At 64.2% G+C, this 25,381-nt stretch carries 17 protein-coding genes and 1 tRNA gene; 13 read left to right on the top strand and 5 right to left on the bottom strand.

Annotated elements, in window-relative coordinates; translation table 11 throughout:
- The first annotated feature begins 57 nt into the window (after positions 1 to 57).
- From DFR49_RS07625 to DFR49_RS07575, 11 genes are all read left to right on the top strand, one after another.
- The gene (locus DFR49_RS07625) at positions 58 to 2,343 is read left to right on the top strand and encodes a TonB-dependent receptor (protein WP_119035010.1); all 2,286 of its coding nucleotides are present in this window, start codon (positions 58 to 60) and stop codon (positions 2,341 to 2,343) included.
- Complete coding sequence (locus DFR49_RS07620) at positions 2,340 to 4,073, top strand: carboxylesterase/lipase family protein (protein ID WP_211325818.1); 1,734 nt, start codon at positions 2,340 to 2,342, stop codon at positions 4,071 to 4,073. Before DFR49_RS07625 ends, DFR49_RS07620 begins: the two co-directional genes overlap by 4 nt.
- Entirely contained in the window at positions 4,070 to 4,792 is a 723-nt protein-coding gene (locus tag DFR49_RS07615) for a TetR/AcrR family transcriptional regulator (protein ID WP_119035009.1), read from the top strand. The genes DFR49_RS07620 and DFR49_RS07615 overlap by 4 nt, the downstream gene beginning before the upstream one ends.
- An 86-nt stretch (positions 4,793 to 4,878) precedes the next feature.
- A complete protein-coding gene (locus tag DFR49_RS07610) occupies positions 4,879 to 6,201 on the top strand; it encodes a spinster family MFS transporter (protein WP_119035008.1) in 1,323 nt (440 codons plus the stop codon).
- Positions 6,198 to 7,856 (top strand): AMP-binding protein, encoded by a 1,659-nt coding sequence (locus DFR49_RS07605; protein WP_245968286.1) that lies wholly within the window; start codon positions 6,198 to 6,200, stop codon positions 7,854 to 7,856. Before DFR49_RS07610 ends, DFR49_RS07605 begins: the two co-directional genes overlap by 4 nt.
- 343 nt (positions 7,857 to 8,199) lie before the next feature.
- Entirely contained in the window at positions 8,200 to 10,506 is a 2,307-nt protein-coding gene (locus DFR49_RS07600) for a TonB-dependent receptor (RefSeq protein ID WP_119035350.1), read from the top strand.
- 10 nt (positions 10,507 to 10,516) lie between these two features.
- The gene (locus DFR49_RS07595) at positions 10,517 to 12,184 is read left to right on the top strand and encodes a carboxylesterase/lipase family protein (RefSeq protein WP_245968285.1); all 1,668 of its coding nucleotides are present in this window, start codon (positions 10,517 to 10,519) and stop codon (positions 12,182 to 12,184) included.
- Entirely contained in the window at positions 12,181 to 13,767 is a 1,587-nt protein-coding gene (locus tag DFR49_RS07590) for an AMP-binding protein (protein WP_119035348.1), read from the top strand. Before DFR49_RS07595 ends, DFR49_RS07590 begins: the two co-directional genes overlap by 4 nt.
- Before the next feature lie 54 nt (positions 13,768 to 13,821).
- A complete protein-coding gene (locus DFR49_RS07585) occupies positions 13,822 to 14,520 on the top strand; it encodes a TetR/AcrR family transcriptional regulator (RefSeq protein WP_119035347.1) in 699 nt (232 codons plus the stop codon).
- A gap of 83 nt (positions 14,521 to 14,603) precedes the next feature.
- On the top strand, positions 14,604 to 15,500 hold the full coding sequence (locus DFR49_RS07580) for an SDR family NAD(P)-dependent oxidoreductase (RefSeq protein ID WP_119035007.1): 897 nt from the start codon (positions 14,604 to 14,606) through the stop codon (positions 15,498 to 15,500).
- Between the two features lie 67 nt (positions 15,501 to 15,567).
- Positions 15,568 to 17,235: an MFS transporter gene (locus DFR49_RS07575; protein ID WP_119035006.1), complete on the top strand. Its 1,668-nt coding sequence runs from the start codon at positions 15,568 to 15,570 to the stop codon at positions 17,233 to 17,235.
- Positions 17,236 to 17,243: 8 nt separating this feature from the next.
- Here the strand turns inward: DFR49_RS07575 and DFR49_RS07570 are convergent, their stop codons facing one another.
- The gene (locus DFR49_RS07570; protein WP_245968284.1) at positions 17,244 to 18,545 is read right to left on the bottom strand and encodes a PA domain-containing protein; all 1,302 of its coding nucleotides are present in this window, start codon (positions 18,543 to 18,545) and stop codon (positions 17,244 to 17,246) included.
- 111 nt (positions 18,546 to 18,656) lie between these two features.
- Here DFR49_RS07570 and DFR49_RS07565 point away from each other — a divergent pair, with 111 nt between their 5' ends.
- Positions 18,657 to 20,306, top strand: a complete 1,650-nt coding sequence (locus DFR49_RS07565; protein WP_245968283.1) for a carboxylesterase/lipase family protein — start codon at positions 18,657 to 18,659, stop codon at positions 20,304 to 20,306.
- Between the two features lie 73 nt (positions 20,307 to 20,379).
- Here DFR49_RS07565 and DFR49_RS07560 read toward each other — a convergent pair.
- Positions 20,380 to 20,455 (bottom strand) — tRNA-Ala (locus DFR49_RS07560).
- A 173-nt stretch (positions 20,456 to 20,628) separates the two neighbouring features.
- On the opposite strand from DFR49_RS07560, the gene DFR49_RS07555 reads away from it, so the two are divergent.
- Positions 20,629 to 21,618: an NADP-dependent oxidoreductase gene (locus tag DFR49_RS07555; RefSeq protein WP_119035003.1), complete on the top strand. Its 990-nt coding sequence runs from the start codon at positions 20,629 to 20,631 to the stop codon at positions 21,616 to 21,618.
- A gap of 156 nt (positions 21,619 to 21,774) precedes the next feature.
- On the opposite strand, the gene DFR49_RS07550 is transcribed toward DFR49_RS07555, so the two are convergent.
- The 3 genes from DFR49_RS07550 to DFR49_RS07540 form a co-directional block, all read right to left on the bottom strand.
- Positions 21,775 to 22,476: a GNAT family N-acetyltransferase gene (locus DFR49_RS07550; protein WP_119035002.1), complete on the bottom strand. Its 702-nt coding sequence runs from the start codon at positions 22,474 to 22,476 to the stop codon at positions 21,775 to 21,777.
- A 197-nt stretch (positions 22,477 to 22,673) separates the two neighbouring features.
- Positions 22,674 to 23,300, bottom strand: coding sequence for a hypothetical protein (locus DFR49_RS07545; RefSeq protein WP_147373669.1), 627 nt, complete (start codon positions 23,298 to 23,300; stop codon positions 22,674 to 22,676).
- Positions 23,301 to 23,351: 51 nt separating this feature from the next.
- On the bottom strand, positions 23,352 to 24,437 hold the full coding sequence (locus tag DFR49_RS07540; RefSeq protein ID WP_119035000.1) for a hypothetical protein: 1,086 nt from the start codon (positions 24,435 to 24,437) through the stop codon (positions 23,352 to 23,354).
- Positions 24,438 to 25,381 lie beyond the last annotated feature (944 nt).

Here is a 25,381-nt window from a genome sequence, read left to right as displayed (position 1 = left end):
TATCGCCACCGATCGCAGGACGGCGTCATCAAGACGCGGCAGCGACAAGGAGGGGATATGAACCGCTTGGCTTGCACGTCATCGTTGGTTGCATTGATCGTCGCGGCCGCACCTGCCGCCGCCCAGACCATTACCGCGCCTGCCGATGAGAATCGTCCCGCAGACGCCGCGCCTGCACGGAACACCGACCCCGCAGACATCGTCGTCACCGCTACCCGCCGCAGCGAGCGGCTCCAGGATGTGCCGCTCAGCATCACCGCCTTCACGCAGGCGGACCTGACCGAGAAGGGCATCGTCAGCTATGAGGGGATCGCGCGCCAGACGCCGGGCGTGGTGCTCGACCGGCGCAGCGACAACAATCTCAGCATCACCACTCGCGGCATTTCGACCAACGGCTATCAGGCCGGGTTGCAGAGCACGACCACCGTCTATCTCGACGAGCTGCCGCTCACCACGATCGGCAATTCGGTGACGCTCGATCCCAATCTTTACGATGTCGAGCGGGTGGAATTCCTGCGCGGGCCGCAGGGCACGCTGTTCGGCTCGGGATCGCTGTCGGGCGCGCTGCGTATCTTGACGAAAAGTCCAGACCTGACGGGCTTCGATGCGTCCGGGCTGGCCGATATCGGCGTGACGCCCGACGGCGGCGGCGTTCGGCAGCGCTATAACGGGATGATCAACGTTCCGCTGGCAAGCGACACGCTCGGCCTGCGCGTCGTCGGCTTCTATCGGAACGAGGAAGGCTATGTCGACAACATCGGCACCGGCGTCAAGAATTCCAACACGCTGAAGGACTGGGGCGGGCGGGCGATCCTGCTGTGGAAACCCACCGATCGGCTGAGCATCCGGCTGATGGCGCTCTATGAGAACAGCCACCCGGAAGACGCGTCGCTGATCACGCCTGAACTGGGGGACCGCAAGCGCTACACCACGATTCCCGATCTCTACACGTCGAAGACGCAGCTTTATAACGCGACTCTCGATTATCAGTTCGACGGCGCGCATCTGACCAGCTCGTCGAGCTACGGGTATCAGGACGGGCTATTCGAAGTCGATCTGGGCGGGACGTTCGGCCTGGCGGTTCCCTTCAATCTTTTCGATCACGGTGTCTGGAAAACCTTCGTCCAGGAAACGCGGCTCGTCTCCGATCCGGGGGGGCGGTTCGACTGGACGGTCGGCGGCTATTATCTGCACCGCAACATGTTTCTCGAGGGGCGCCAGGCATCGACGCCTGACTTCCTCGCCGCAAGGGGGCTCACCGGGTTGCCTGCCGACGCGACCTTCTATCAGTTCGGTAGCGACGCACGGTCGTACGAACTCGCGGGCTTCGGGGAGCTTACCTATCATTTGACCGACAAGCTGTCGGTGACGGGCGGCCTTCGCTACGGTAAATACGACACGACGGTGGACGTCCATGCCGGGTTCAACTCGCTGTATTTCGCCTATGTGCTGGGAGGGTTTTCCGGCGAACTCGCGCAGACGCCGATCGCAGCATCGACGACCGACTATCCGTCGGCGGCGAAGGCATCATGGAAGGCGAGCCTGAGCTACAAGCCGTCGAACAGCCTGACGACCTACGCCACCGTTTCGACCGGCTATCGCACGCCGGTCTACAACGCGCGCGCCGGCGTCGCGAGCACCGTCGACCCGAGCGACCTCATCATTCCCGAAGGCGCCGGCTCGGACAGCCTGACCAATTATGAAATCGGCGCGAAGGGGCGCTGGTTCGGCGGCAAGCTGACCGCGAACCTCGCTGCTTATTATATCGATTGGCGCAACATCCAGGTTCAGGCCAACCGGCAATCGGATTCGATCCAGTTCGCCACCAATATCGGACGGGCCGTCAGCAAGGGGCTGGAGGCGGAAATCACCGTCACCCCGATCGACCGGCTGGTGCTGGGGCTCAACGGCTCACTGAACGACGCCCAGGTGACCAAGCTGACGGCATCGGAGGCCGCGATTTCGGGGGCGGTGAAGAACGCGCGCCTGGCATCACCGCACTTGCAGGGGTCTTTCTTCGGCAGCTACGGCTATGATCTGCCCAGCGGCGCCACAGGTTTCACCAGCTTTCAGGTGCAGCATGTGGGGTCGTTTCCCAACGGCTTTCCCAACACGCCGGGACAGCCGGGCACGCCGAGCCCGCTCACCGATTACACCGATACCTATACCAACATCAACATACAGACCGGTGTCCGCATCGGCCGGCTGAGCACGACCTTCTACATGGAGAATGTCACCAACAGCCGGGCGGTGACCTACATCCATCCCGAAGCCTTCACGTACAGCCGCTATTCGATCCTGCGACCGCGGACCTTCGGTGTGCGCTTGGGGTATAATCTGTGAATTCGACGCGCGCGAGCAGGCGGCTGGCGCGGCGGACGCGTATATGGAGTGCGATCGCGGGCCTGTGCCTCGCGGTTGCGCCGGCCGTCGGATCGCCGACCGATACGCGGGCCGCCTCGCCCCAGGTCCATATCGCCCAGGGGTCGTTGCGAGGCGTTGCCGAGCCGGGCGGCGGCATCGTCGCCTATAAGGGGATTCCTTATGCCGAACCGCCGACGGGGAACCTGCGCTGGCGCGCGCCCGTTCCGGCGAGCGGCTGGAAGGGCGTGCGCGATGCAAGCGTGTTCGGCCATGCGTGCCCGCAGCCGCCATCGCCGTCGACGAGCATCTATGCCGGCAGCATGGCCTCGTCCAGCGAGGATTGCCTGACTCTCAACGTCTGGGCGCCCGCCGATGCGCGCAAGCTGCCGGTCATGGTCTGGATCCACGGCGGCGCGCTGGTGGGGGGCAGCAGTTCGGAACCGATGTACGACGGCGCGGCGCTCGCGAAGCGGGGCATCGTCGTCGTTTCGATCAATTATCGGCTCGGGTTGCTGGGGTTTCTGGCGCACCCGGCGTTGAGCGCCGAATCGCCGCAGCATGTGTCGGGCAATTACGGGCTGCTCGACCAGATCGAAGCGCTGCGCTGGGTACGAAGCAACATTGCGGCGTTCGGGGGCGATCCCGGACAGGTTACGATCGCCGGGGAATCGGCCGGAGGATTGAGCGTCATCGCGCTGCTCGCCAGCCCGATGGCGCGCGGATTGTTTGACAGGGCGATCACCCAGAGCGGCTACATGCCGTCGTATCGCGCGCTGCACGAAGCGACGCTCGGCCTGCCATCCGCCGAGACGGCAGGCGCGGCGCTGGCCGAGGCAGCGGGCATCTCGACCGCCGCCGGGCTGCGCGCCGCCGATCCGGTGGCGCTGTTCAAGGCGGGGCTCGCGACCGGATGGCAACCCGAACCGGTGATCGACGGCGTGGTGCTCACGCGGCAGCTTGCCGAGACATTCGCGCGCGAGGAGCAAGCCAGAGTGCCGGTCCTCGCCGGTTTCAACGAGGGCGAGATCCGATCGCTTCCGTTCCTGATGCCCAAGGCGCCCGAAAGCGAGGCGGCCTATGTCGCCGATGTGCGGCGGCGCTTCGGTGCGCAGGCCGATGCCTATCTCAACGTCTATCCCGGCGCCGATCCGAAGGCCGACGTGATGGCCTCGATCCGTGACGGCCTCTACGGCTGGGCCGCGCAATATGTGGTGCGGCAGCAGGCGGCGGCGGGGCAGAATGCCTATCTCTACTATTTCCGCCACAGTACGCCGGCGCAGCGCGCGCGCGATCTGGCGGCGTTTCATGCCAGCGAACTGCCATATGTGTTCGGCCAGGTCGGCGCGTCGGCGGTACTCGGCCCGAACTGGCCGCGCCCGCCGCTGACGCCCGCCGAATCGCAGCTTTCGGACGCCATGATGGGGTATTGGACCTCGTTCGTCCGCACCGGCGACCCGGTGGCGGCGGGCGAGCCCGATTGGCCGCGCTTCACCGCGGACGAGTGGGGCTATCTCGACATCGGCGATCACCCGTCCCCGCGGCGCGACTTCCAGCCGGCTGCGTTCGGCTGGGCCGATGCGCTGGTCGCGGCGCGGCGCCGGGCGGGACGCGGGTGGCGGCTCGATATCGGCTTCTCCGCTTTTTCCGCGACGATGCCCGATGGCGGCGTTGACGCGCCCGCCGCAACACGGCAGCCCGAGACGCCATGAGCACCACCGATCCTGCCGCCCCGACGCAAGCGCCGGCCCCCAAACGCCCGCGCGCGCGCAACCACAAGGCGCGTGTCCGCGAAGCCTCGATTGAACGCATCCTCGATGCCGCCGAACAATTGTTCGCCGAATACGGCTATCACGGCGTCACGCTGAAGGATGTCGCCGCGCGCGTCGGCGTCAGCTCGACGCTGATCCATTATCATTTCAACGGCAAGGAAAGCATCTACGAGGCGATCTGGGCGCGCAAGGCGCCGATTTCGGTGCACAACCGGCTCGAGGCGATGCGGCTCTATGCCGAGAAGGTGGGCGACGCCATCACCGTGGAGGGCGCGCTGCACGCATGGATCGATGCCGATCTCAATGTGCAGATCGAAGACCCGGCGCAATGGGCCGCGTTCGGCAAGATCGCCGCGCAGGCGAACAGCGCCGCGGGCTGGGGCGCCGAGAAGATGACCAATTACTTCAACCCCGTCGTGCTGGCGCTGATCGACCTGCTGAAGAAGGCGATGCCCGATTGCGACGAGCAGACGATCTTCTGGGCGTATCATTTCGTGTCGGGCGCGATGACGCACAACATGTCGCGCACCGGCCGGCTCGACGAGCTGTCGCATGGCCTGTGCTCGTCGGATGATTTCGTATCGATCAAACGGCACATGGCGACCTTCATGGCCGCCGGCATCCAGGCAATCTGCAAGGGTTCGGCTGACGAAGGTTAGCCGGGCTTCACCCACCGGAAGTGCACCACGCCCCTCGGCCGGCCGGGGGTGCGGCGCCCACCGTCCCAATCGAGGTGCATGACGACATGGCGACCGACCAGGCATCGATGCGGACCCCCGGCGGGCGGAGCGAGCGCTATGCGTTCGCCGTGCTGGCGCTGCTCTGCTTCGTCTACGTGCTCAATTTCCTCGACCGGCAATTGCTGTCGATCCTGGCGAAGCCGATCCAGGACGATCTCGGGATCAGCGACGGCCAACTCGGATTGTTGGGCGGGCTCTATTTTGCGTTGTTCTACTGCATCCTAGCGGTGCCGGTCGCGTGGCTGGCCGATCGCAGCAACCGGGTGCGCGTGCTGACGATCGCCTGCGCCTTGTGGAGCGCGGCGACGATCGCCTGCGGCATGGCGCATACCTATCCCCAACTCGCGATCGCGCGGATGAGCGTTGGCATCGGCGAGGCGGGCGGCGTGCCGCCCTCCTATTCGATCATTTCGGATTATTTCCCCGCGTCGCGCCGCGGAACGGCGCTGGGCCTGTTCAACCTTGGCCCGCCGATCGGGCAGGCGCTGGGCGTGGCGTTCGGCGCGATGATCGCCGCTGCTTATGATTGGCGGCTTGCTTTCCTGCTGCTCGGCGGTGCCGGGCTGGTCGCGGCCGCAGCGGTGTGGGCGCTGGTTCGCGAGCCGAAGCGCGGGGCCACCGACGCGCCGGTGCTGCACGCTGCGACCGCCGATCCTGCCGAAGAAGCGGTGAGTTTCTGGACGACGCTGCGGATGTTCGCGACGCGGCCGACGCTCGCGCTCGTCTCGCTCGCGGCAGCGGCCACCCAGTTCGTCACCTACGGGACGATGGGGTTCACCACCTTGTTCCTGATGCGCGAGAAGGCGATGACGCTTGACGAAATCGCGATCTGGTATGCGCTGGTGCTCGGGGTGGGGGTCAGCGCGGGCATCTTCCTGTCGGGGCGGCTGACCGATCGCTTCGCGGCCCGCGCGCCGCAGGTTTTCGGCCTGCTGCCGGGGCTGGCGCTCGCGCTGGCGGTGCCGTTCTTCATCGGCTTCGTCCACGCGCCGACCTGGCCGGTGGCGCTCGCTTTCCTCGCGGTGCCGACCTTCCTCAATTATTTCTACCTGACGCCCGCGGTGACGCTGGTGCAGAATTCGGTCTCCGCGCGGCAGCGCACGCTGGCGGGCGCGGTGCTGTTGCTGGTGATGAACCTGGTCGGGCTCGGGCTCGGCCCCACCTGGGTGGGGGCGGCGAGCGACTGGTTTCATCCGGCCCACCCGCACAATTCGCTCCAGCTCGCTTTCTACAGTCTCATCCCGTTCTATCTGATTGCGATCGCCCTGCATCTCGCGCTCGCCCGCCGGCTCAAGCGCGATGGAATCGTCCAGCCGCTCCAGCCATGACCGACCATCACCGCCAGATATCCGTCGCCGATCGTGCCGGCGCGATGCAGCATTACGCGCTCACGCTCGATCGCTTCATCGATCACGCGGCCAAGTGGCATGGCGCCACCGAGGTCGTCACCGGTGGCGAAGGCGCCAGCACGCGCATCGGTTATGCTGCGCTGCGTGAGCGCAGCAATCGGCTGTCGGGTGCGTTTCGTTCGCTTGGGCTTACGCCCGGCGACAATCTCGGCATCATTGCCTGGAACACCCAGGCGCAGATGGAATGCTGGTACGGTGCGATGGGGATCGGCATCGTCTGCCACACGCTCAACCCGCGCCTGTCGCCCGCGCATCTCGCCGGCATGATCGCGCAGGCGGCCAACCGTGTGCTCGTCGTCAGCCCTGATCTGGTGGAACTGGCCGAGGCGCTGGTGCCGCTTTGCGCCACGATCGAGCACATCGTGGTGCTCGACGAGCCGGGTGCCGCAGCGCGTTTGCCGAACGGCGGCCGGGTTCGCGTGTGGCGCTACGGCAATCTCCTCGAACGACATGGCGAGGCGACGACCTGGGGCGGGTTCGACGAAGCCGCGCCGGCGGGTCTGTGCTTCACGTCGGGCACCACCGGCGCGCCCAAGGGTGTCACCTACACGCACCGGTCGAATTATCTGCACACGCTGCACCAGCTTCAGACCGACGTGCTGGGCGTGACCGCGCGCGACGTGCTGCTGGTGGCGGTGCCGATGTTCCATGCCAACGGCTGGGGGTTGCCGTTCGCGGGGCCGGCGGTGGGCGCGACGCTGGTGCTGCCCGGCCGGCATCAGGACGGCGCCAGCCTCGCCAGGCTGATCAATGCGGAGCGCGTCAGCATCGCGGTCGGTGTCGCGACCGTGTGGCTCGGGCTCGCCGATCATCTCGATGAAACGGGCGGCGAGGTGCCGTCGCTCGAACGGATCATGCTCGGCGGATCGCCGGTGCCGCAGGCGCTGATGGATCGGCTCGAGCGCCGGCTGGGAGTCACGATCCAGACCAGTTGGGGGATGACCGAATTGTCGCCTTTGGGCACCGTCACCCCGCCGACGGCCCCGGTGCGGCGATCGTCGCAATCGGGTCGGCCGCCGATCGGGGTCGATCTGTTGCTCACCGATGCCGACGGCGCGCCGTTGCCCGATCAGCGCGGCCGCGAGGGGCGGCTGCGCGCGCGCGGCGCGAGCGTCGTCGACCGCTATTTCGGCCATGACGAGCCGGCCGCCGATGCCGATGGCTGGTTCGACACCGGCGATCTCGCGGTCATCGATCGCGACGGCATGGTCAGCATCACCGGCCGCGTGAAGGATCTCATCAAATCGGGCGGCGAATGGATCAACCCGGGTGAGATCGAGGCGATCGTCGGCGCGCTGCCCGAGGTGGCGCTGGCGGCGGTCGTCGGCCGCGCGGACGCCAAATGGGGCGAGCGGCCGGTGCTGGTGATCGAGCCGCGCAAGGGCGTCGACATCAGCGATGCCGCGTTGCTCGGCGCGCTGCGAGGGCGTGTCGCCAAATGGTGGTTGCCCGATGCGATCGTGCGCGTCGCCGCGATGCCGCTCGCGGTCACCGGCAAAATCGACAAGGCACTTTTGCGGGCTGGATTGGCCGATTCCGAGCCCGCGCGCGCAGCAGCAGGAGGAAGCTGCTGACGACGCGACGCGCTGTGCCGGCGGGACGCGCCAGCGGCGACGACGATGGGTGACTCTCCCGGATATGTTGCGCAGCATCGCGCGCGAGCCGACGCCGAGCGTGCAGCATTTCGCGGAGTTCGCTCGCGCGTCCCCATAACCGCTGAGCGGCCGTCTGGCGCGGACCAGAACGTTATCCACACCCGATCGTGAACGGACTCGATGTCGAGCACCTGCCCAGCCTGTCGCCGGCGCGCTTTTATATTCACACGCACGATAGTGAATGTTGACTCCCGACGATTCTTGATCCATCACCCGCACCATGCCGGCGATCATGACCGGCACGTGGGAGGGAGAGAATTGCATGAAGGTTCGACTTCTTGCGTCCGCATCGGCGGCCGCCTTCATCCTGTTATCGGGCACCGCGCTGGCGCAGACTGCATCTTCTCAGACCGCACAGGATTCCGACGCTTCGGCGTCATCCGACGCGCAGGACCGCAGCGGGGCGGGGACGGGTGCGAATGACATCATCGTCACCGCGACGCGCCGCAACGAACGCCTTCAGGATGTGCCGCTCAGCGTCACCGCCTTCTCGCAGGCGGACCTGACCGAGAAGGGCATCGTCGGCTATGAAGGGCTGGCGCAGAACACGCCGGGCGTGGTGATCAACAAGCCGACCGCAAACTTCAACAATTTCACCGCGCGCGGCATCGCGACCAACGGTTATGGCGCGAATCTGCAAGGCACCGTTGCGATCTATATCGACGAGCTGCCGATTTCGGCGAACGGCAACTCGACGATCATCGATCCCAATCTGTTCGATGTCGAGCGCGTCGAGTTCCTGCGCGGGCCGCAGGGCACGCTGTTCGGTTCCGGCTCGCTTGCGGGCGCGGTGCGGATCATCACCAAGAAGCCCGATCTGACCAAATTCGACGTGGCGGGGCTGGCCGATCTCGGGCTGACCGGATCGGATTCGTTTCGACAGCGCTATAACGCGATGGTCAACGTACCGCTGGTCGCGGATCAGCTCGCGCTGCGCGTGGTCGGTTTCTATCGCCACGAGGAAGGCTATCTCGATAATATCGGCACCGGCGTTCACAATTCGAACACGCTGAAGGATTGGGGTGGCCGCGCGGCCTTGCTCTGGGAGCCGACCGATCGCCTCGCGGTCAAGCTGCTTGCCTCGTATGAGGACAGCTATCCCGAGGACTCGTCGCTTACCGCGCCGCAACTCGGTCGCGAGAAGCGGATTTCGGACCGGCCCGACATCTTTTCGGGTAAGCTCGCGATCTACAACGGCACGCTCGATTATCAGTTCAACGGGGCACATCTCACCAGCTCGACGACCGTGTCGCGGTTCAACCAGAAGTTCTTCGTCGATCTTGCGAACACCTTTGCGTTCACGGTCCCCTTCCGGCTCGACGCATCGGCATATGACAAGCTGTTCGTCCAGGAAGCGCGGCTCGTTTCCGATCCCGGCGGGCGGTTCGATTGGGTGGTCGGCGGCTTCTATTATTACAAGCGCCGCGATGTCGATTATGCCTATCGCTCCTCCGATACGTATCTCACCGCGCGCGGCTTCACGGGCTTGCCGAACGACACCTATCAATGGTTCGGCGCGCACGCGATATCGCACGAACTCGCCGGGTTCGGTGAGCTGACCTACCGGTTTGCAGACGATGTCTGGCTGACGGGTGGTCTGCGCTACGGCAGCACCGACGCGCAGGCCTTCACCGAGGATTGGGGCTATAACAGCAACTATCTCGCGGCGGCGCTCAACCCCCTTTACACAGGGCCGCTCGCGGTGACGGAGGTGGTGCCCGCGACGGGTGACAAGGTGTCGGCCAACAAGCTGTCGTACAAGATCAGTGCGTCGTATAAGCCGTCATCCTCGTTGACGACCTATGCGACCGTCGCGACCGGTTTCCGCACACCGATCGTGAACGCGCGCGCCGGGCTCGCCAGCGTCGTCGATCCGAGCGATATCGTCATCCCCTATGGCGCGAATTCGGACAAGATCGTCAACTATGAGGTCGGTCTCAAGGGAAGCTGGCTGAACGGCAAGCTGACCGCCAATCTCGCCGCCTATCTGATCGACTGGACCGACATCCAGGTCCAGGCCAACCGCGTGTCCGATTCGGTCCAGTTCGCGACCAATATCGGCGGTGCGCGCAGCCGCGGCTTCGAATTCGAGATCACCGCGGTGCCGACCAGCGGGCTGACGATCGGGGTCAACGGATCGATCAACGATGCCAAGGTGACCAAGTTGACGCCGCAGGAGGCGGCAATTTCGGGCGCGGTGCTGCGTGCGCGGCTCGCCTCACCGCATTTCCAGGGGTCGGCCTATGCGCGCTATGCGCTCGATCTCGGCAACGGCACGCAAGGTTGGGTAGCTGCCAACGTGGCGCATGTCGGCTCCTTTCCCGGACTGTTCGAATATGTCGCGGGCAAGCCGGGGGTGGTCAACCCGACCTATGACTATACCGATACGTACAACAACGTGACGTTGAACGCCGGCATCACGCGCGGCAAGCTTTCCGCGACCGCTTATGTCGAGAATCTGTTCGACGATCATTCGGTCACCTATGTCCATCCCGAGGCCTTCCTCGCCAGCCGCTACGGCACGCTCAGGCCGCGCACGGTCGGCATCCGGCTGGGCTATAATCTGTAAGCGGGAAGCGATGATGCCGATCCACAAGCTGAGACGCGCCACGGGCGGGCTTCTGGCGGGCGCCGTCCTGGTTGCTGCCGGTGCGTTCGTACCGATGGCGGTGGCGGGCGATCGACCGGTCGTCCATGCGCCGGCGGGCACCGTCAGCGGCGAAACGCGTGGCGGCATCCGCGTGTTCAAGGGGCTTCCCTATGCCCGGCCGCCGGTTGGCGATGCGCGGTGGAAACCGCCCGCGCCGCCGGCGCCGTGGCAGGGGGTTCGCGATGCCCGGTCGTTCGGGCCTGCGTGCGTTCAACCCAAGTCGCGTCCGGGCAGCATCTATGCCGAAGACTATCCGGCGATGAGCGAGGATTGCCTGACGCTCAACGTCTGGGCGCCCGAACACGCCAACGCCGCACCGGTTTTCGTGTGGATCCACGGCGGCTCGCTCGTCACCGGATCGGGCAGCGAGGCGATGTACGACGGTACGAAGCTCGCCAAAGAGGGCATGATCGTCGTGACGATCAATTATCGCCTCGGCGTGCTCGGCTATCTGGCGCATCCGGGGCTGAGCGCGGAATCGCCCGATCATGTGTCGGGCAATTACGGGCTGCTCGACCAGATCGAAGCGCTGAAATGGGTCAAGGCCAATATCGGCGCGTTCGGCGGCGATCCCGACAATGTCACGATCGCGGGCGAATCTGCCGGGGCGCTCAGCGTCATGTATCTGTTGGCGTCGCCGGCCGCGCGCGGGCTGTTCGCCAAGGCGATCGCCGAAAGCGCGTACATGATCACGACTCCCGATTTGCGCGAGAAGCGTTTCGGCGTCGATTCCGCCGAAGCGGCGGGTGAAGCGCTGGCGACGAAGCTCGGCGCCGCCGATGTCGCCGCGCTGCGGGCGATGGATGCCGAGACGCTGATCAACGAGGCGCCGAAGACGGGCTATCTGCCGTGGGGCACGATCGACGGCCGCATCCTGCCGCGCCAGCTTGTCGATACGTTCGATCGTGGCGAACAGGCGCGGGTGCCGTTGATCGCCGGGTTCAACAGCGGCGAGATCCGCTCGTTGCGCTTCCTGCTGCCGCCAAAGCCAGCCAGCGCGGCCGAGTATGAGGCCAAGATTCGTACCGGCTACGGCGATCTGGCCGACACCTTTCTCGGATTCTATCCCGCCGCCTCGCTCGACGAGAGCATGCTCGCGACCACGCGCGATGCGATGTACGGCTGGACGGCCGAACGCCTGGTTCGCAAGCAGGCCGCCCTGGGCGTTCCCGCCTATCTCTATATCTTCGACCACGGCTATCCCGCGGCCGACAACCTCGGGCTGCACGCCTTCCACGCCAGCGAGCTTCCTTATGTGTTCGGTACTACCGACCGCATGCCGCCACGTTGGCCGAAGGTGCCGCGCTATTCGGCCGACCTGAAGCTGTCCGAGGCGATGCGCGGATATTGGGCCTCGTTCGCGCGCTCGTCGGTGCCGAAGGCTGCGGACCAGCCCGACTGGACGGCCTTCGCGCCCGCGAAAGCCTATATGTATTTCGCAGGCGCGCCCAGCATTGCGACCGGCCTGCTGCCGGGCCATTACGAGCTTCACGAACAGGTTATGTGCCGCCGCCATGCGGCGGGCGATGTTGCGTGGAACTGGAATGTCGGCGTGGCCGCGCCGCCGTTGCCGGCGCAGGCATCGGAGTGCCGATGATCCACGGGGCCATGCAGCCATTCGCACTGACGCTCGACAAATTCATCGACCACGCCGCCAAATGGCATCCCGATGCCGAGGTGGTGACGGCGTGTGGCGAGGGTGGGGTCGATAGAATCGGGTATGCGGCGTTGCGTGCGCGCGCGCAGCGCGTGTCGGGCGTGCTCGTCGATCTTGGGGTGGCGAGCGGTGAGCATGTCGCGACGCTTGCCTGGAACACGCAGGCGCATGTCGAGGCCTGGTACGCCATCATGGGCATGGGGGCGGTGTGCCACACGCTCAACCCGCGCCTGATGGCGTCGCAACTCGCCGCGATGCTGGTGCAATCACAAGCACGGGTGCTGATCGCGAGCGCGGACCTTGCGCCGCTGGTGCAGCAGGTGCTCGCGCAGGCGCCGCGCGTGGTGCACGTGCTCATGATCGACGGGGCGGCGACCGTGCAACCTCTGCAACGCGGATGTTCGATCGCCGCGCTCAAGCCCGCGATCGCTGCGGCACGCACCGATGTCGTCTGGGGCGATTTCGACGAGACCGCGCCCAGCGGTCTGTGTTTCACGTCGGGTACCACGGGGGCGCCCAAAGGGGTCACCTACTCGCACCGGTCGAGCTATCTGCACACGCTGCGATTGCTCCAGGCCGATGTGATGGGCCTCACCGCAGCGGACGCGGTGCTGGCAGTGGTGCCGATGTTCCACGCCAATGCCTGGGGGCTGCCCTTCGCGGCGCCCGCCGTCGGCGCCAGGCTGGTGCTGCCGGGCCGCCACGCCGATGGCGAACGGCTGGCGCGACTTATCCGGGATGAAGGCGTGACAGTCGCGGTCGGCGTGCCGACGGTCTGGCTCGGATTGCTCGAGCATCTCGAGGCGACCGGGAGCGCCGTGCCGTCGCTACGGCGGATTCTGGTAGGTGGTGCGCCGATGCCGCCGGCGTTGATGGAGCGGCTTGAGCAGCGGCTCGGCGTGACCGTGCAGACGAGTTGGGGCATGACCGAATTGTCGCCGCTCGGCACGGCGGCTTCGCCTGCCGATCCGGGGCGCGACGCTTCGCTTTCGGGCCGGCCGGCGGTGGGGGTCGACCTGCTCCTTACCGATAGCGGCGGGCGGGCGTTGCCCGAACAACGTGGGCTCGAAGGCCATCTCAAGGTGCGGGGCGCAGCGGTCGTCGAGCGTTATTTCGGCGACAGCGAGAACGCGACCGACGATGGTTGGTTCGATACCGGGGACCTCGCGCGCATCGATGCGCGCGGCAACGTCACCATCACCGGCCGCGCCAAGGACCTGATCAAATCGGGAGGCGAGTGGATCAACCCCGCGGAGATCGAAGCGATCATCGCTGCCCTGCCGCAAGTTGCGCTGGTCGCGGTGATCGGGCGCGCCGACCCCAAATGGGGGGAACGGCCGATCCTGGTGGCCGAGATGCGCGGCGACGATCCGATCGCCGACGATGATCTGCTGGGGGCGCTCCGCGGGCGTGTCGCGCCGTGGTGGATTCCCGATGCCGTCGTCCGCATTCCCAATATGCCGCTGGCATCGACGGGCAAGATCGACAAAATGCGGTTGAGATCGGAATATGGCCGCGGATGAGCCCGAGCGGGATGAACCGGGCCTGGTTTGTAGTGCGTAGAGAAGGGGTTGCACGTGTCGACAGTCGAAAAGCCGCGGAGTAAGCGCCTGTCCAAGGCGGAACGCCGCGCGGAAACGACCGAGCAGATCCTCGATGCCGCCGAATATCTGTTCTCGCGGCATGGCCTGTACGGCGTGACACTCAAGGACGTCGCCAAGCGCGTCGGCGTCCATCACACGCTGCTCAATTATTATTTCGACGACAAGCAGAAGCTGTTCGATGCGGTGTTCGCCCGCCGCGCGGCGGTGACGAGCGAGCGCCGGATGAAGGTGCTCAACGATTACGACAAGGCGACCGGGGGCAAGCCGACCGTTGAAGGCGCGCTCCATGCTTTCCTCGATACCGACCTCGATCTCTATATCGAAGGCGGCGAAGGCTGGAAGAATTACGCCGCGTTGAGCGCCCAGGTCGCGAATACCCCCGAATGGGGCGCCAAGATGATGGACCAGCATTTCGATCCCGTCGTGCTGCGGTTGATCGGCTTGCTCAAACGGGCGCTTCCCGACAGCGCGGAGGAGGACATCTTCTGGGGCTATCACTTCGTCACCGGCGCGCTGATGCTCACGCTCGCGCGGACCGGGCGCATCGACAAGCTGTCGGGTGGACTGTGCCAGTCCGGCGACTACGCAGCGGTCAAGCAGCGGATGGCGCGGTTCATGGCGGCGGGCTTTCACGCGATTTGCGCCGAGCGCCGCAGTGAACGATCCGGCTGAACCGGAAACGGGCTCCTTTATTTGACCAAGTCATTAACTCGCTAGATAGTGAAATAAGAAAGCAGCATCGGGAGGTAAGGGCGATGAAATTGCGTAATCGGGTCGCGATCGTCACGGGCGCCGGCGGTGGATTGGGGCGATGCCACGCACTGCTGCTGGCCCGGCTGGGCGCCAGGCTCATCGTCAACGATATGAACGCTGCCGCCGCCGATGCGGTCGCCGGGGAAATCCGGGCGGCGGGCGGTGACGCGATTGGGGTCGCGGCGTCGGTCACCGACAGCGATCAGGTCGCGGCGATGGTTGAGCGCGCGACGGCCGAATGGGGCCGGATCGACATCCTGGTGAACAATGCCGGCATCCTACGCGACAGAAGCTTCGCCAAGATGGCGATCGACGATTTCCGGCTGGTGGTCGACGTGCATCTGATGGGCGCGGCGATCTGCACCAAGGCGGTCTGGGAGATCATGCGCGAGCAGCGCCACGGCCGCGTCGTGATGACGACGTCATCGTCGGGCCTCTACGGCAATTTCGGGCAGGCGAATTACGGGGCCGCCAAGATGGCGCTCGTCGGCCTGATGCAGACGCTAAGCATCGAGGGGGAGAAATACGGCATCCGCGTCAACTGCCTCGCCCCCACCGCGGCGACGCAGATGACCGACGGCGTGCTCTCGCCCGATGCGCTTGCCGCGCTCGATCCGGCGCTGGTCAGCCCCGGCCTGCTCGCGTTGGTGGGTGACGACGCGCCGACGCGCGCGATCCTGTGTGCGGGCGGGGGGCATTTCGCGCGCGCCAACGTGACGTTGACCGAGGGCGCTTATGTTGGCGGCACCGATGCCGCCGCCGCCGATCGTGTCGCCGCCGCGTGGGACGAGATCGGCGCGCGCGCGGGCGAGATCGTGCCCGCCTACGGCTTCACGCAGGCCGAGCGCGAGCTTGCGAGCGCCGGCTGCGACCGGCCGGCAATGGCGGTGGCGCGCTAGGCGAAGCAAACGGCGCGACCGCGAACCATAAGGCGGCACGCCTCTACCCGGACAGGAGAGGACCATCATGACTGTCAGCGACGAGATATCGCCGAGGAGTCCCGCGACGAAGCAGAGCGAAAAGCTCGTCATCATCGCATCGTCGCTGGGCACGATGTTCGAATGGTACGATTTCTACCTCTACGGGCTGCTCGCAACCTATATTTCGAGCCAGTTCTTCTCCGGGGTCAATGACACCACGGCGTTCATCCTTGCCCTCGCCGCGTTCGCCGCTGGGTTCGCGGTACGGCCGTTCGGGTCGATCTTCTTCGGTCGCATCGGCGATCTCGTCGGGCGCAAGAACACCTTTCTCGTCACGATGGGGCTGATGGGCCTTTCCACCTTCGCGGTCGGCTTCCTGCCCAGCTATGCCTCGATCGGCATCGCCGCGCCGATCATCCTGGTGACGCTCCGGCTGTTGCAGGGGCTCGCAGTGGGCGGCGAATATGGCGGCGCGGCAACCTATGTCGCCGAGCACGCCCCCGACGGCAAGCGCGGGTTCTTCACCAGCTTCATCCAGACGACGGCGACGATCGGCCTGTTCGCCGCGCTGTTGCTGGTGATCGGCCTGCGCACGGCGATGGGCGAGGAAGCCTTTGCCGCCTGGGGCTGGCGCGTGCCGTTCCTGCTGTCGATCGTGTTGCTCGCGATCTCGCTGTGGATTCGCCTCCAGCTTGCCGAAAGTCCTGTCTTCCAGCGGATGAAGGAAGAAGGGGCGACCTCCAAGGCGCCGCTCAAGGAAGCGTTCGGCAATTGGCGCAACCTGCGGATGATCCTGATCGCGCTGCTGGGTGCTGCGGCGGGGCAGGGCGTGATCGGCTATACCGGCCAATTCTACACGCTTTTCTATCTCGAGAAGATCGCCAAGGTCGACGGCGCGACCGCCAACATCCTGCTTGTCATCGCGCTAATCATCTCGACGCCGACCTTCGTCTTCTTCGGCTGGCTGAGCGACAAGATCGGACGCAAGCCGATCATCATCACCTCGTGCCTGATCGCGACGGTGACGCTGTTCCCGATGTTCAAGGCGCTCACCCACGCGGCCAACCCGGCACTCGCCGCCGCTGTCGAGAACGCACCCGTCACCGTGGTGGCGCACGATGACGAATGTTCGTTCCAGTTCGATCCGATCGGCAAAAACAGGTTCGACACATCGAGTTGCGACATCGCCAAGGCCTATCTGGCGCGCAAAGGCGTGAACTACGACAATGTCGGTGCGCCCGCCGGCACGATCGCCCAGATCCGAATCGGCGATACCGCCATTACCGCGCCCGATCCCGCGCGGATCGACGGTGAAGCGAAGAATGCCGCGATCGCGGCATTCCAGCAGACGGTGGAAGCCGATCTTCGGGCCGCCGGCTATCCCCTTTCCGCCGATCGCGATCAGATCGACAAGCCGATGGTGGTGATCATCATCATCGCGATCATGATGCTGGTGACGTCGGCCTATGCCCCGCTCGCGGCGATGCTCGTCGAACTGTTCCCCGCGCGCATCCGCTACACGTCGATGTCGTTGCCCTATCATATCGGCAACGGCTGGTTCGGCGGGTTCCTGCCGACGACCGCGTTCGCGATGGTCGCGGCGACCGGGGATATCTATTACGGCCTCTGGTATCCTGTGGTCGTCGCCGCGATGACGGTGGTGGTGGGGCTGTTATTCCTGCCCGAGACCTTCCGCCGCAAGATCGACGCGTAGCGCGCGCCTCAACCGCCTTTCAGCGCGTGTTCGACGAGGCGCTGGAAGGCGGCGGTGGTTTCGGTGACGGCCTTGGTGGAGAGGCAGCGTGCGTCGTCTTCGGCAACGTGGTGGAAGCGGTGGATGCCGAAGACGCCCGCGACCGAACGATAGCCGGCGGCGATGATGCCGGTCAGTTCACCGGCGGAAATCCGGTCGCTGCTGTACGGCGATTCCAGCCCCGCCAACCCCGCGAACGCAATGCGCGTTTCGGGTAGCAGCGCAGGGCTGACGACGAGGTAGCGCTGCGAATCGGTGCCGGAAAGCGGGGTCATCTCGCCGACGGCGTCGTGCCAGTCGCGCGCTGCCAGGTTGGCGCCGAGATGCAGCCAGAATGCGGTCTCTTGCGGTTTGGGCGCCATCTCCTTGAGCGATTCTTCCGCGCCCAGATATTCATATTCGTGGCCGGTGTTGCAGACGAAGGCGAGGTTGTGATCGGGCGCGTTGCGGCTTGCCCAGCGCGCGAGGTGCAGCCACGCCGCAATCCCGCCACCGCGCTCGCCCGCGCAGGTGAACCAGCCCGATCGCGGCGTCGAGACGACCAGCCAGCGACGCTTGCCCCGATCGATGCGACCGACGAAATTGAACGCGGGCCGCCGCCCGCTTGTGCCGGTGAGGTGCAAGGTCGCGCGCACGCCGCGCATCGCCCCGGCGAAGAACGGGGCGGCATCGCCGGGTGCCATGAGCGTGACCGGCCCCGCGAACATCGGCTGGCGGCCATCGGTGTTGAGCGCGATGATCTTGCCGGTCGGCCCGTTGGTGACGGCAACCACCGCGCGCGCGCCGCCCGCGAACGCCGCCTCGATCGGCGTGCGGATCGGCTTGGCCAGCGCGGTCGACCAGCGGCCGAACGGCAGATCGACCAGGGCGATCGCGCCCTTGAGCGGGGCCGCGGCATTGCCTGCCGCATCGACGCGCACCAGCGGGCCCGAAAGGCCGTCCGCGCCGGTCAACCGTACGATCGGTTGCGGCCACAGCGTTGTGCGCGCGCCATCCACAGCAATCTCGCAGCGATCCGGCGCGAACCAGGGCACCGATACCGCCTGTCGCTCGATAGCGAACCCCGCTTGCTCGAGCGCCGAAGCGAGCCAATCGCCGCAATCATTGTCTCCCGTGCCGCCGGCCTGCTTGTTGCCGAAGCCGACATAATGGTGAAGATCGCTCTCGATCGATGCCGCGATAGTGGCTCCGGCCGATGCGGGTAGGGAAAGGAGAGGCAGGGTAGCGGAACCCATCACGAATTGCCGCCGGTTGGCCTGTGGCATTGTCATAATCCCTCTCCCGCCGCCAATCGATCCGGCGTTGATATTAACTCGCATGAGAGTTTATGTTCAGACCGGACGGCTGGCAACCGAGCCGATGATCAGGACGAGGAATGCGCGATGATAATGCGATCGATCAGCTCGTTTGCCCGCGCCGTGCTGACGAGCACGGTTGTCGCCTTCCTGATCTTCACGCCGGCCCGCGCTTCTGGTCCGCCCCTTGTGACGATCGCACAGGGGACGCTTTCAGGGGCTGTCGAACCGGGACTCCACATCTTCAAGGGCATCCCCTACGCGTCGCCGCCGGTCGGCGAGCGCCGCTGGAAACTGCCCGCGCCGCCCGTGCGCTGGCGGGGCAGGCGTGATGCCACCCGCTTCGGACCGAGTTGTCTGCAACCGCCGGTGCCCGCGACGAGCCTCTACGCCGATCCGCCGGCGGCGATGAGCGAGGATTGCCTGACCCTCAACGTCTGGGCGCCCGAGCATGCGGAGAAAGCCCCGGTCATCGTCTGGATTCATGGCGGCTCACTGCGGATCGGGGGCAGTGCCGAGCCGATCTACGACGGCGCGACTTTCGCGCGGCGCGGCATCGTCTTCGTCTCTATCAATTATCGGCTGGGCGTGCTCGGCTGGCTCGCGCATCCGGCGTTGACCGCCGAATCGCCCGATCACGCGTCGGGCAATTACGGGCTGCTCGATCAGATCGCCGCGCTGCATTGGGTACGCGACAATATCGCGGCGTTCGGGGGCGATGCCGCCAACGTGACGGTGATGGGTGAATCGGCCGGCGCGCTCAGCGTGACTTATTTGCTGACCAGCCCGCTCGCGCGGGGGCTGTTCGACAAGGCGATCATGGAAAGCGCCAACACGCGCGCGGTGCCCGAACTCGGTCACAGCGTATATGGCCTGCCTTCCGCCGAGACGATCGGCAGCGACCTTGCGCGGCGGTTGGGAGCGTTGGACCTGGGCGCGCTGCGGGCGATGGACGGCGAGACGCTGACGGTTGCCGCAACCAAGGCCGGTTTTGCCCCACAAGGGACGATCGATGGCCATGTGCTGCCGCGCCAGGTGATCGATACGTTCGATCGCGGCGAACAGGCGCGCGTGCCGCTGCTCGCGGGCTTCAACAGCGGCGAGCTTCGCTCGCAGCGCGTGTTCCTGCCCAAGCCACCCGCGAGCGCCGCCGAATATGAGGCCGCGATCACCCGGCGCTACGGCGATCTCGCACCTGAATTCCTGCGTCTCTATCCTGCATCGGACATCGAGGAGAGCATGCTGGCGACGTTGCGCGATGCGATCTACGGCTGGGCGACCGAGCGCATGATCCGCAAGCAGAGCGAGGCCGGAATGCCCGCCTATCTCTATCTGTTCGACCATTGCGCCCCCGCAACGAAGGCGCGCGATCTCTGCGCGTTTCATGCCAGCGAGCTACCCTATGTTTTCGGGCAGATCGGTAGCGATGCGGCGCTCCCCCCGAACTGGCCGCGGCCCGAGGGCCCGCACGAGCAGCGATTGTCGCACGTGATGATGGATTATTGGGTGGCTTTCGCCCGGGATGGAGCGCCAGCCGCTCCTGACGCGCCAATGTGGCAGGCCTATTCGGAGAGCCAAGCGTACATGCGCTTCGCGAAAAGCGCGACGCCGGCCAGAGACCTTTTGCCGGGGATGTTCGAAATGCAGGAACACGTGGTGCAGCAGCGCCGCGCGGCCAACCGGCAGTGGTTCGTCAATGTCGGTATCGCAGCGCCGGTCATCACCGACGCCCGGTAGCGGCTGGCGGAACCGGGGGATCGCTTTCCGCGATCACCTTCAAGGGCGGGCAATCAAGCGGTGTCGGCCTGATTGGTGGAGCCGAGGGGAATCGAACCCCTGACCTCTGCAGTGCGATTGCAGCGCTCTCCCATCTGAGCTACGGCCCCGCCCCTCAAGCGCCCCGGCCGGGCCGGGGACGCTCGCCTGTAGCTTCATGTGCCGGGCGATGCAACACGCCTTCTGCGATCATTGTGACGACGCGACATCGGGCACGGCAAGCAAGTTGCACAATGCAACTAATGAGCCTAGATCGGAGCCGAAACATTACGGGAGAGAGCCGATGGCGAAGGCGTGGGCGTTGGCGTCGCGGCCGCAGGGAATGCCGGTCGAAGCGAATTTCGAACTGATCGATCTGCCGCATCGCGCGCTTGCCGATGGCGAGGTTCGCGTCGCCAATCGCTGGCTGTCGGTCGATCCCTACATGCGCGGACGGATGAACGACGTGAAGAGCTACGTCCCGCCCTATGCGCTGGGCGAGCCGATGCAGGGCGGCGCGGTGGGCGAAGTCATCGAAAGCCGCGCCGATGGCATCGCCGCGGGCGATCGGGTGCTGCACATGGAGGGCTGGCGCGACGAAGCGGTGGTGGCTGCCGCCGCGCTCCAGAAGCTGCCCCAACTCGGAGTGTCTGACCAAGCGTTTCTCGGCCAGCTCGGGATGCCAGGGATGACGGCTTATTTCGGGCTGCTCGCGGTGGCCGAGGCCAAAGCGGGCGATACCGTGTTCGTCTCCGCCGCGGCGGGCGCGGTGGGTTCCACCGTGGTGCAGATCGCCAAAGCCAAGGGAATGACGGTGATCGGCTCGGCGGGCGGCGCGGAAAAAGGCGCCTGGGTCACATCGCTCGGGGCCGATGCGGTGGTCGATTACAAGGCCGAAAAGGATCTGGTGCGGGCGCTGGGCAAGGCGGCGCCGAACGGGATCGACGTCTATTTCGACAATGTCGGCGGCGATCATCTCGATGCCGCGCTCGCCGTCGCGAACGAACGCGCGCGCTTCGCCCTGTGCGGTATGATCGACATCTACAACGACACGCGGCCGACCGGATTGCGCTATCTCGCGCGGGCGATCGGCGCGCGGATCCGGATGCAGGGCTTCATCGTGATCGATTTCTTTCCGCGCATGGACGAGTTCTATCGCGACATGGCGGGGCTGCTCCAGGCGGGCAAGCTCGATGCGCGCGAGACTATCCATGACGGGCTGGAGGCGATGCCGCGGGCATTCCTCGATCTGTTCAGCGGCGGCAATACGGGCAAGATGCTCATCCGGCTCTGAATGTCTGATCCGACATTCCGTCGAAGGCGGATTTTCGGATCATTCGGCGCCGGCCCGCTCTCCCACCCGGCCACCCATAGAATACTGCCGTTGGGTGGCCGGGTGGGGGAGTGGGCCAGGGCCGAACTTCGAATCAGCCTCTGAGGCCGGCGTTCATCATCGCGATTGCGTGCGAGGCGGCGGGATCATCATGCTCGTATAGGGCGCGAGGGGTTTCCAGCCGAGCGCTTCATAGAGCGCTCGCCCGGGCTCGGTCGCGACCAGCAGGCCGCGCTGTGCGCCGCGCTCGGCTGCCGCGAGGTCGAGCGCCGCCATCAGCGCCCGTCCAAGCCCGAGGCGGCGATGCTCCTCCTGCGTGATGACACGGTCGTAGATCGCGCTATGGTCGATGACGACGACATGGCCGGCGGCGGCAATGCTGCCGTCGGGAGCGAGAATGCGGGCATTGTCGATGTCGTCAACGGTGTCCCGTTCCAACCGATAGCCGTCGGGCAATGTCGCGGGCGCCGGCGCGATCGTTTCGCGGCGCATGAAGGTGCGCGGCGCATCGAGGCGCCAACGCCGCGGTATGAGCACGCGCACCGTCTCCGGCGGCGCGCAGACCTTGAGATGGATGGCGGGAAGCCGGATGTCCTCGGCCAGCCGCGTCAGCGTCGCCGAGACCGTAGGGAAGACATAGCGCGTGCGCTGATCGGGGGCGCCGACCTCGACGCGGAAGCCGTCGCGATGCCGCTCGGGCGGAGGGGTGCCCCGCGCCCGTGCCCAGCCGCTGACCCAGGTTTCGACAAGATGAGGTGGTACGCCGGCCATAACGAGGCCGTATCGTTCGGGCCGCGCGCAGGCAACCGCCGCGTTCACTGCCGAGTCGCCGGGGGTGCGTTCCCGATCGTTGGCGCGTTTGGCGCGACATGAAAAAGGGCGGCGCCGTTGCCGGCACCGCCCTCTTTTCGATCTCGATCGGCTTAGCGCTTCGCTAAATCGGGCCTAAAATTTCTTACTATTTATCAGCACATTAGAATGAATGGGAATTTTGCGTGCAAGAAACGTGTAACGGCCTAGCCCGCCGCTGCACTCGCCTCCAAACGCAAAACTGGCAAGCAAATCCGTTCAATCGTCGCCACAGCAACTTCCATTGCTTCCGTGACCTCATTAACCTCGCCTGCTGGTGGATTGATCGCATACATTCCACGACGAAGCTTCTTCGTAAATTCAGCGTCTGTGCCGCCTTCGTCGTCAACGTAGCTGTCGACATCAACCTGCACCATCCAAAATTGATGGTTCAGCTTCTCAATCGCCTGCTCAAGTTCCTCGCTGAATAGCGCTCGTGCCATTGGAAGACACTGGTCAAGCGCCTCGCGCTCATCCTTTGTGCGATTGATCCTGTTGTAGAAAGCTTGAGCAGTTACCAGACGCTTTTGCCGCGCTTCAGTTTGCGTTCCCCAGCCATCCTTTTCCTTCATCTGCTCCTGAGCCGCGTGCAATTCGTGCCCCCACATCATTACGCCACGCACATACCCCAGCGCACGACGCCCCTTGTATGCTGCTGTCAGAATTCGCTCAGCTTGGTCTAGCTTGCGCTCTACAAGCTTTTGCCTACGCCACGTATCAAATGTGTTGGCGCCTTTGATCGCAGCCCATACGACTGCACCTACACCGCCAACAGTGCCAATGCCTTGCAGCATCGTTCCCGTCGCTGCCCAATCAACAGCCGCATTGCATATTGCGTAAGGCACTCAATTTTCCTTTGCAGCAACTTCGCCATCCCCATCGCCCCCACTTTCATCAGCGATGTATGACTTCATTCTACTGATAAGATGAAACATAAAGTCCGTCATCATCAAAGCGTTTAAACTCGTTTGCCTGCTGCTATATGATATTATGCCGTGCAACGATGCGTGACGATTAGGCACTGGATCATTCGCAAATTTGGAAATCTCCGCTGCATCCTCTCCAACGCGCGCGTAGAGATGCTCTTCCATTTTGGTAAATAAGTTCATCCCAAACTCGTAAGACAGCAACTCGCCTGCTGGCAGACCACGTGCCGCCTCACTGACGCATGGCAAACTCGTTATACCAAACGCCTTCAGCTTTCCTCTGGGCGTCTGTTCAGTAATCGTCCGCTTGCCGCCGTATATTTCGTTGCTTGCCACCCTTTCAATCTCTGGGAAAAGCGTCCTTGGGACAGCACGATATAGACCGTGACGATGCGCGCTCAGCGCCTCTCTGAACGTTGCCTTGGCTTCATTATCAATCTGATAGCTATCCAGATTTTCTAAAAACTGGTCCTCGACCTCATCCCAAGCCTCAGCATAATGCTTTGCGATCGCCTCATTAGCTGCCGCTATGTCGCTCTCTTGCACATCGATCAGATGGAACGGCGTCGTATAATGCGGCAACCAGCCCGTTTGCTCAACAAGCTCAGCCTTCTTCCGCTCCTCCGCAATGCGTGCAAATACTTGCTGAAACGGTGCTAAACTTGATTGCACCGTAGCCTGCCAAACTTTTCCTATTGACTGGACGCTCTCAGCAATCGCCTGACTATTCCGCTGCCAATCAGAAATCACAGTTGTAAACGATGGCAGCAAAAATGGCCGCACGACCATTGTATCTTGAATGCCTTTCAGCACTTGCGGCTCGACAAATGTAGATCGCAAACGCTGCGTTGCCTCCGTGATCGCATCAAGATTGAGAGATTTCGTGAGCTTCGCAGCTTCCTGCGCCTGCTTAACAATCCCCAAATCAAGCGATTTTTGTATGTTCGCGGCCTGCTTCGCAATCTCTCCAAGCTTCAAAGATATTGCCCGTTCAGCATCGTTCATATCGCCCCCAGAATTCAGTAGATGCCAAAACACAGCACCAGATCACCGTTGCATATAAATACGATATGAGATTTTACGAATTCAATACTATCAAGCCACGCAAGCCCAAGCAGACACGCAAACCGCTAACACCTGAGCAATCTCTCGTAGCAGCAAAGAAACGCCAAGTGGATGTTGCCAAGCGAGCTCTACAGAACGTCAAGGACCGTCAGAAAGCGCGAAAAAAGCAACAGGAGCGCCATAACGCCACCTACACTGCCGCCTCTCAGAAACGCGGAACTGCATAAACTTCGCCGTCCAAGACAACGAAAGTCACGTCGCCATCCTTACGAAAATTTACCTGCCTGCCACACCACTCAAATCTGCCTTGGTACGAATTCCAAAATCGATCGTCTAAATCTAGAAATTCCGCGACGTGATCCAGCAAATCTTGCACGGAAATTTCGCATCTCATATTTGAAATTTACGGATTCTCTGTATTGCGTCGAATTGATTTTTTACGATGTTAGTTGGAAAGATGATAGCTTGCGCTACGCTATCGCTTACGCAACCTAACGTCCTCACAATTTACAGCACCAAGCGCTGTGCGTTCGCGCTCTGCGCCAACGCTTGCGTCTTGATGCTGATATTTTTGCTCGACGTTCCTTGATGCGTTGATGAATGCCTTCGCTAGATTAACTGGGTTTCAATCGCTTTTTACCCCCCGCTCTGCTCTGCAGAACGAAGAGTAAAATTTGCAACGCCTTTCGCTGAGTTGAACTTGGGACTGCACGCATTTTGGAAGCATCGCTGCTGTTACGCAGCCAAGTGGTTAGTATTGACTTGTTTTCAGATGTTTTACCGCGTCATCGCTGACGCCCTAACGGTGCCACACAACGAACTTCCAAAATTTCGCTGTATGGGTGCAAGTTGACAATGGAACAGCCAGAGCTTGCATCTTGGGA

The sequence above is a fragment of the Hephaestia caeni genome, assembly GCF_003550065.1.
In the GTDB taxonomy this organism is placed as follows: domain Bacteria; phylum Pseudomonadota; class Alphaproteobacteria; order Sphingomonadales; family Sphingomonadaceae; genus Sphingomonas; species Sphingomonas caeni_A.
Note: the sequence above shows the minus strand (reverse complement) of the source record. Positions and strands in the feature narration are given on the sequence as shown.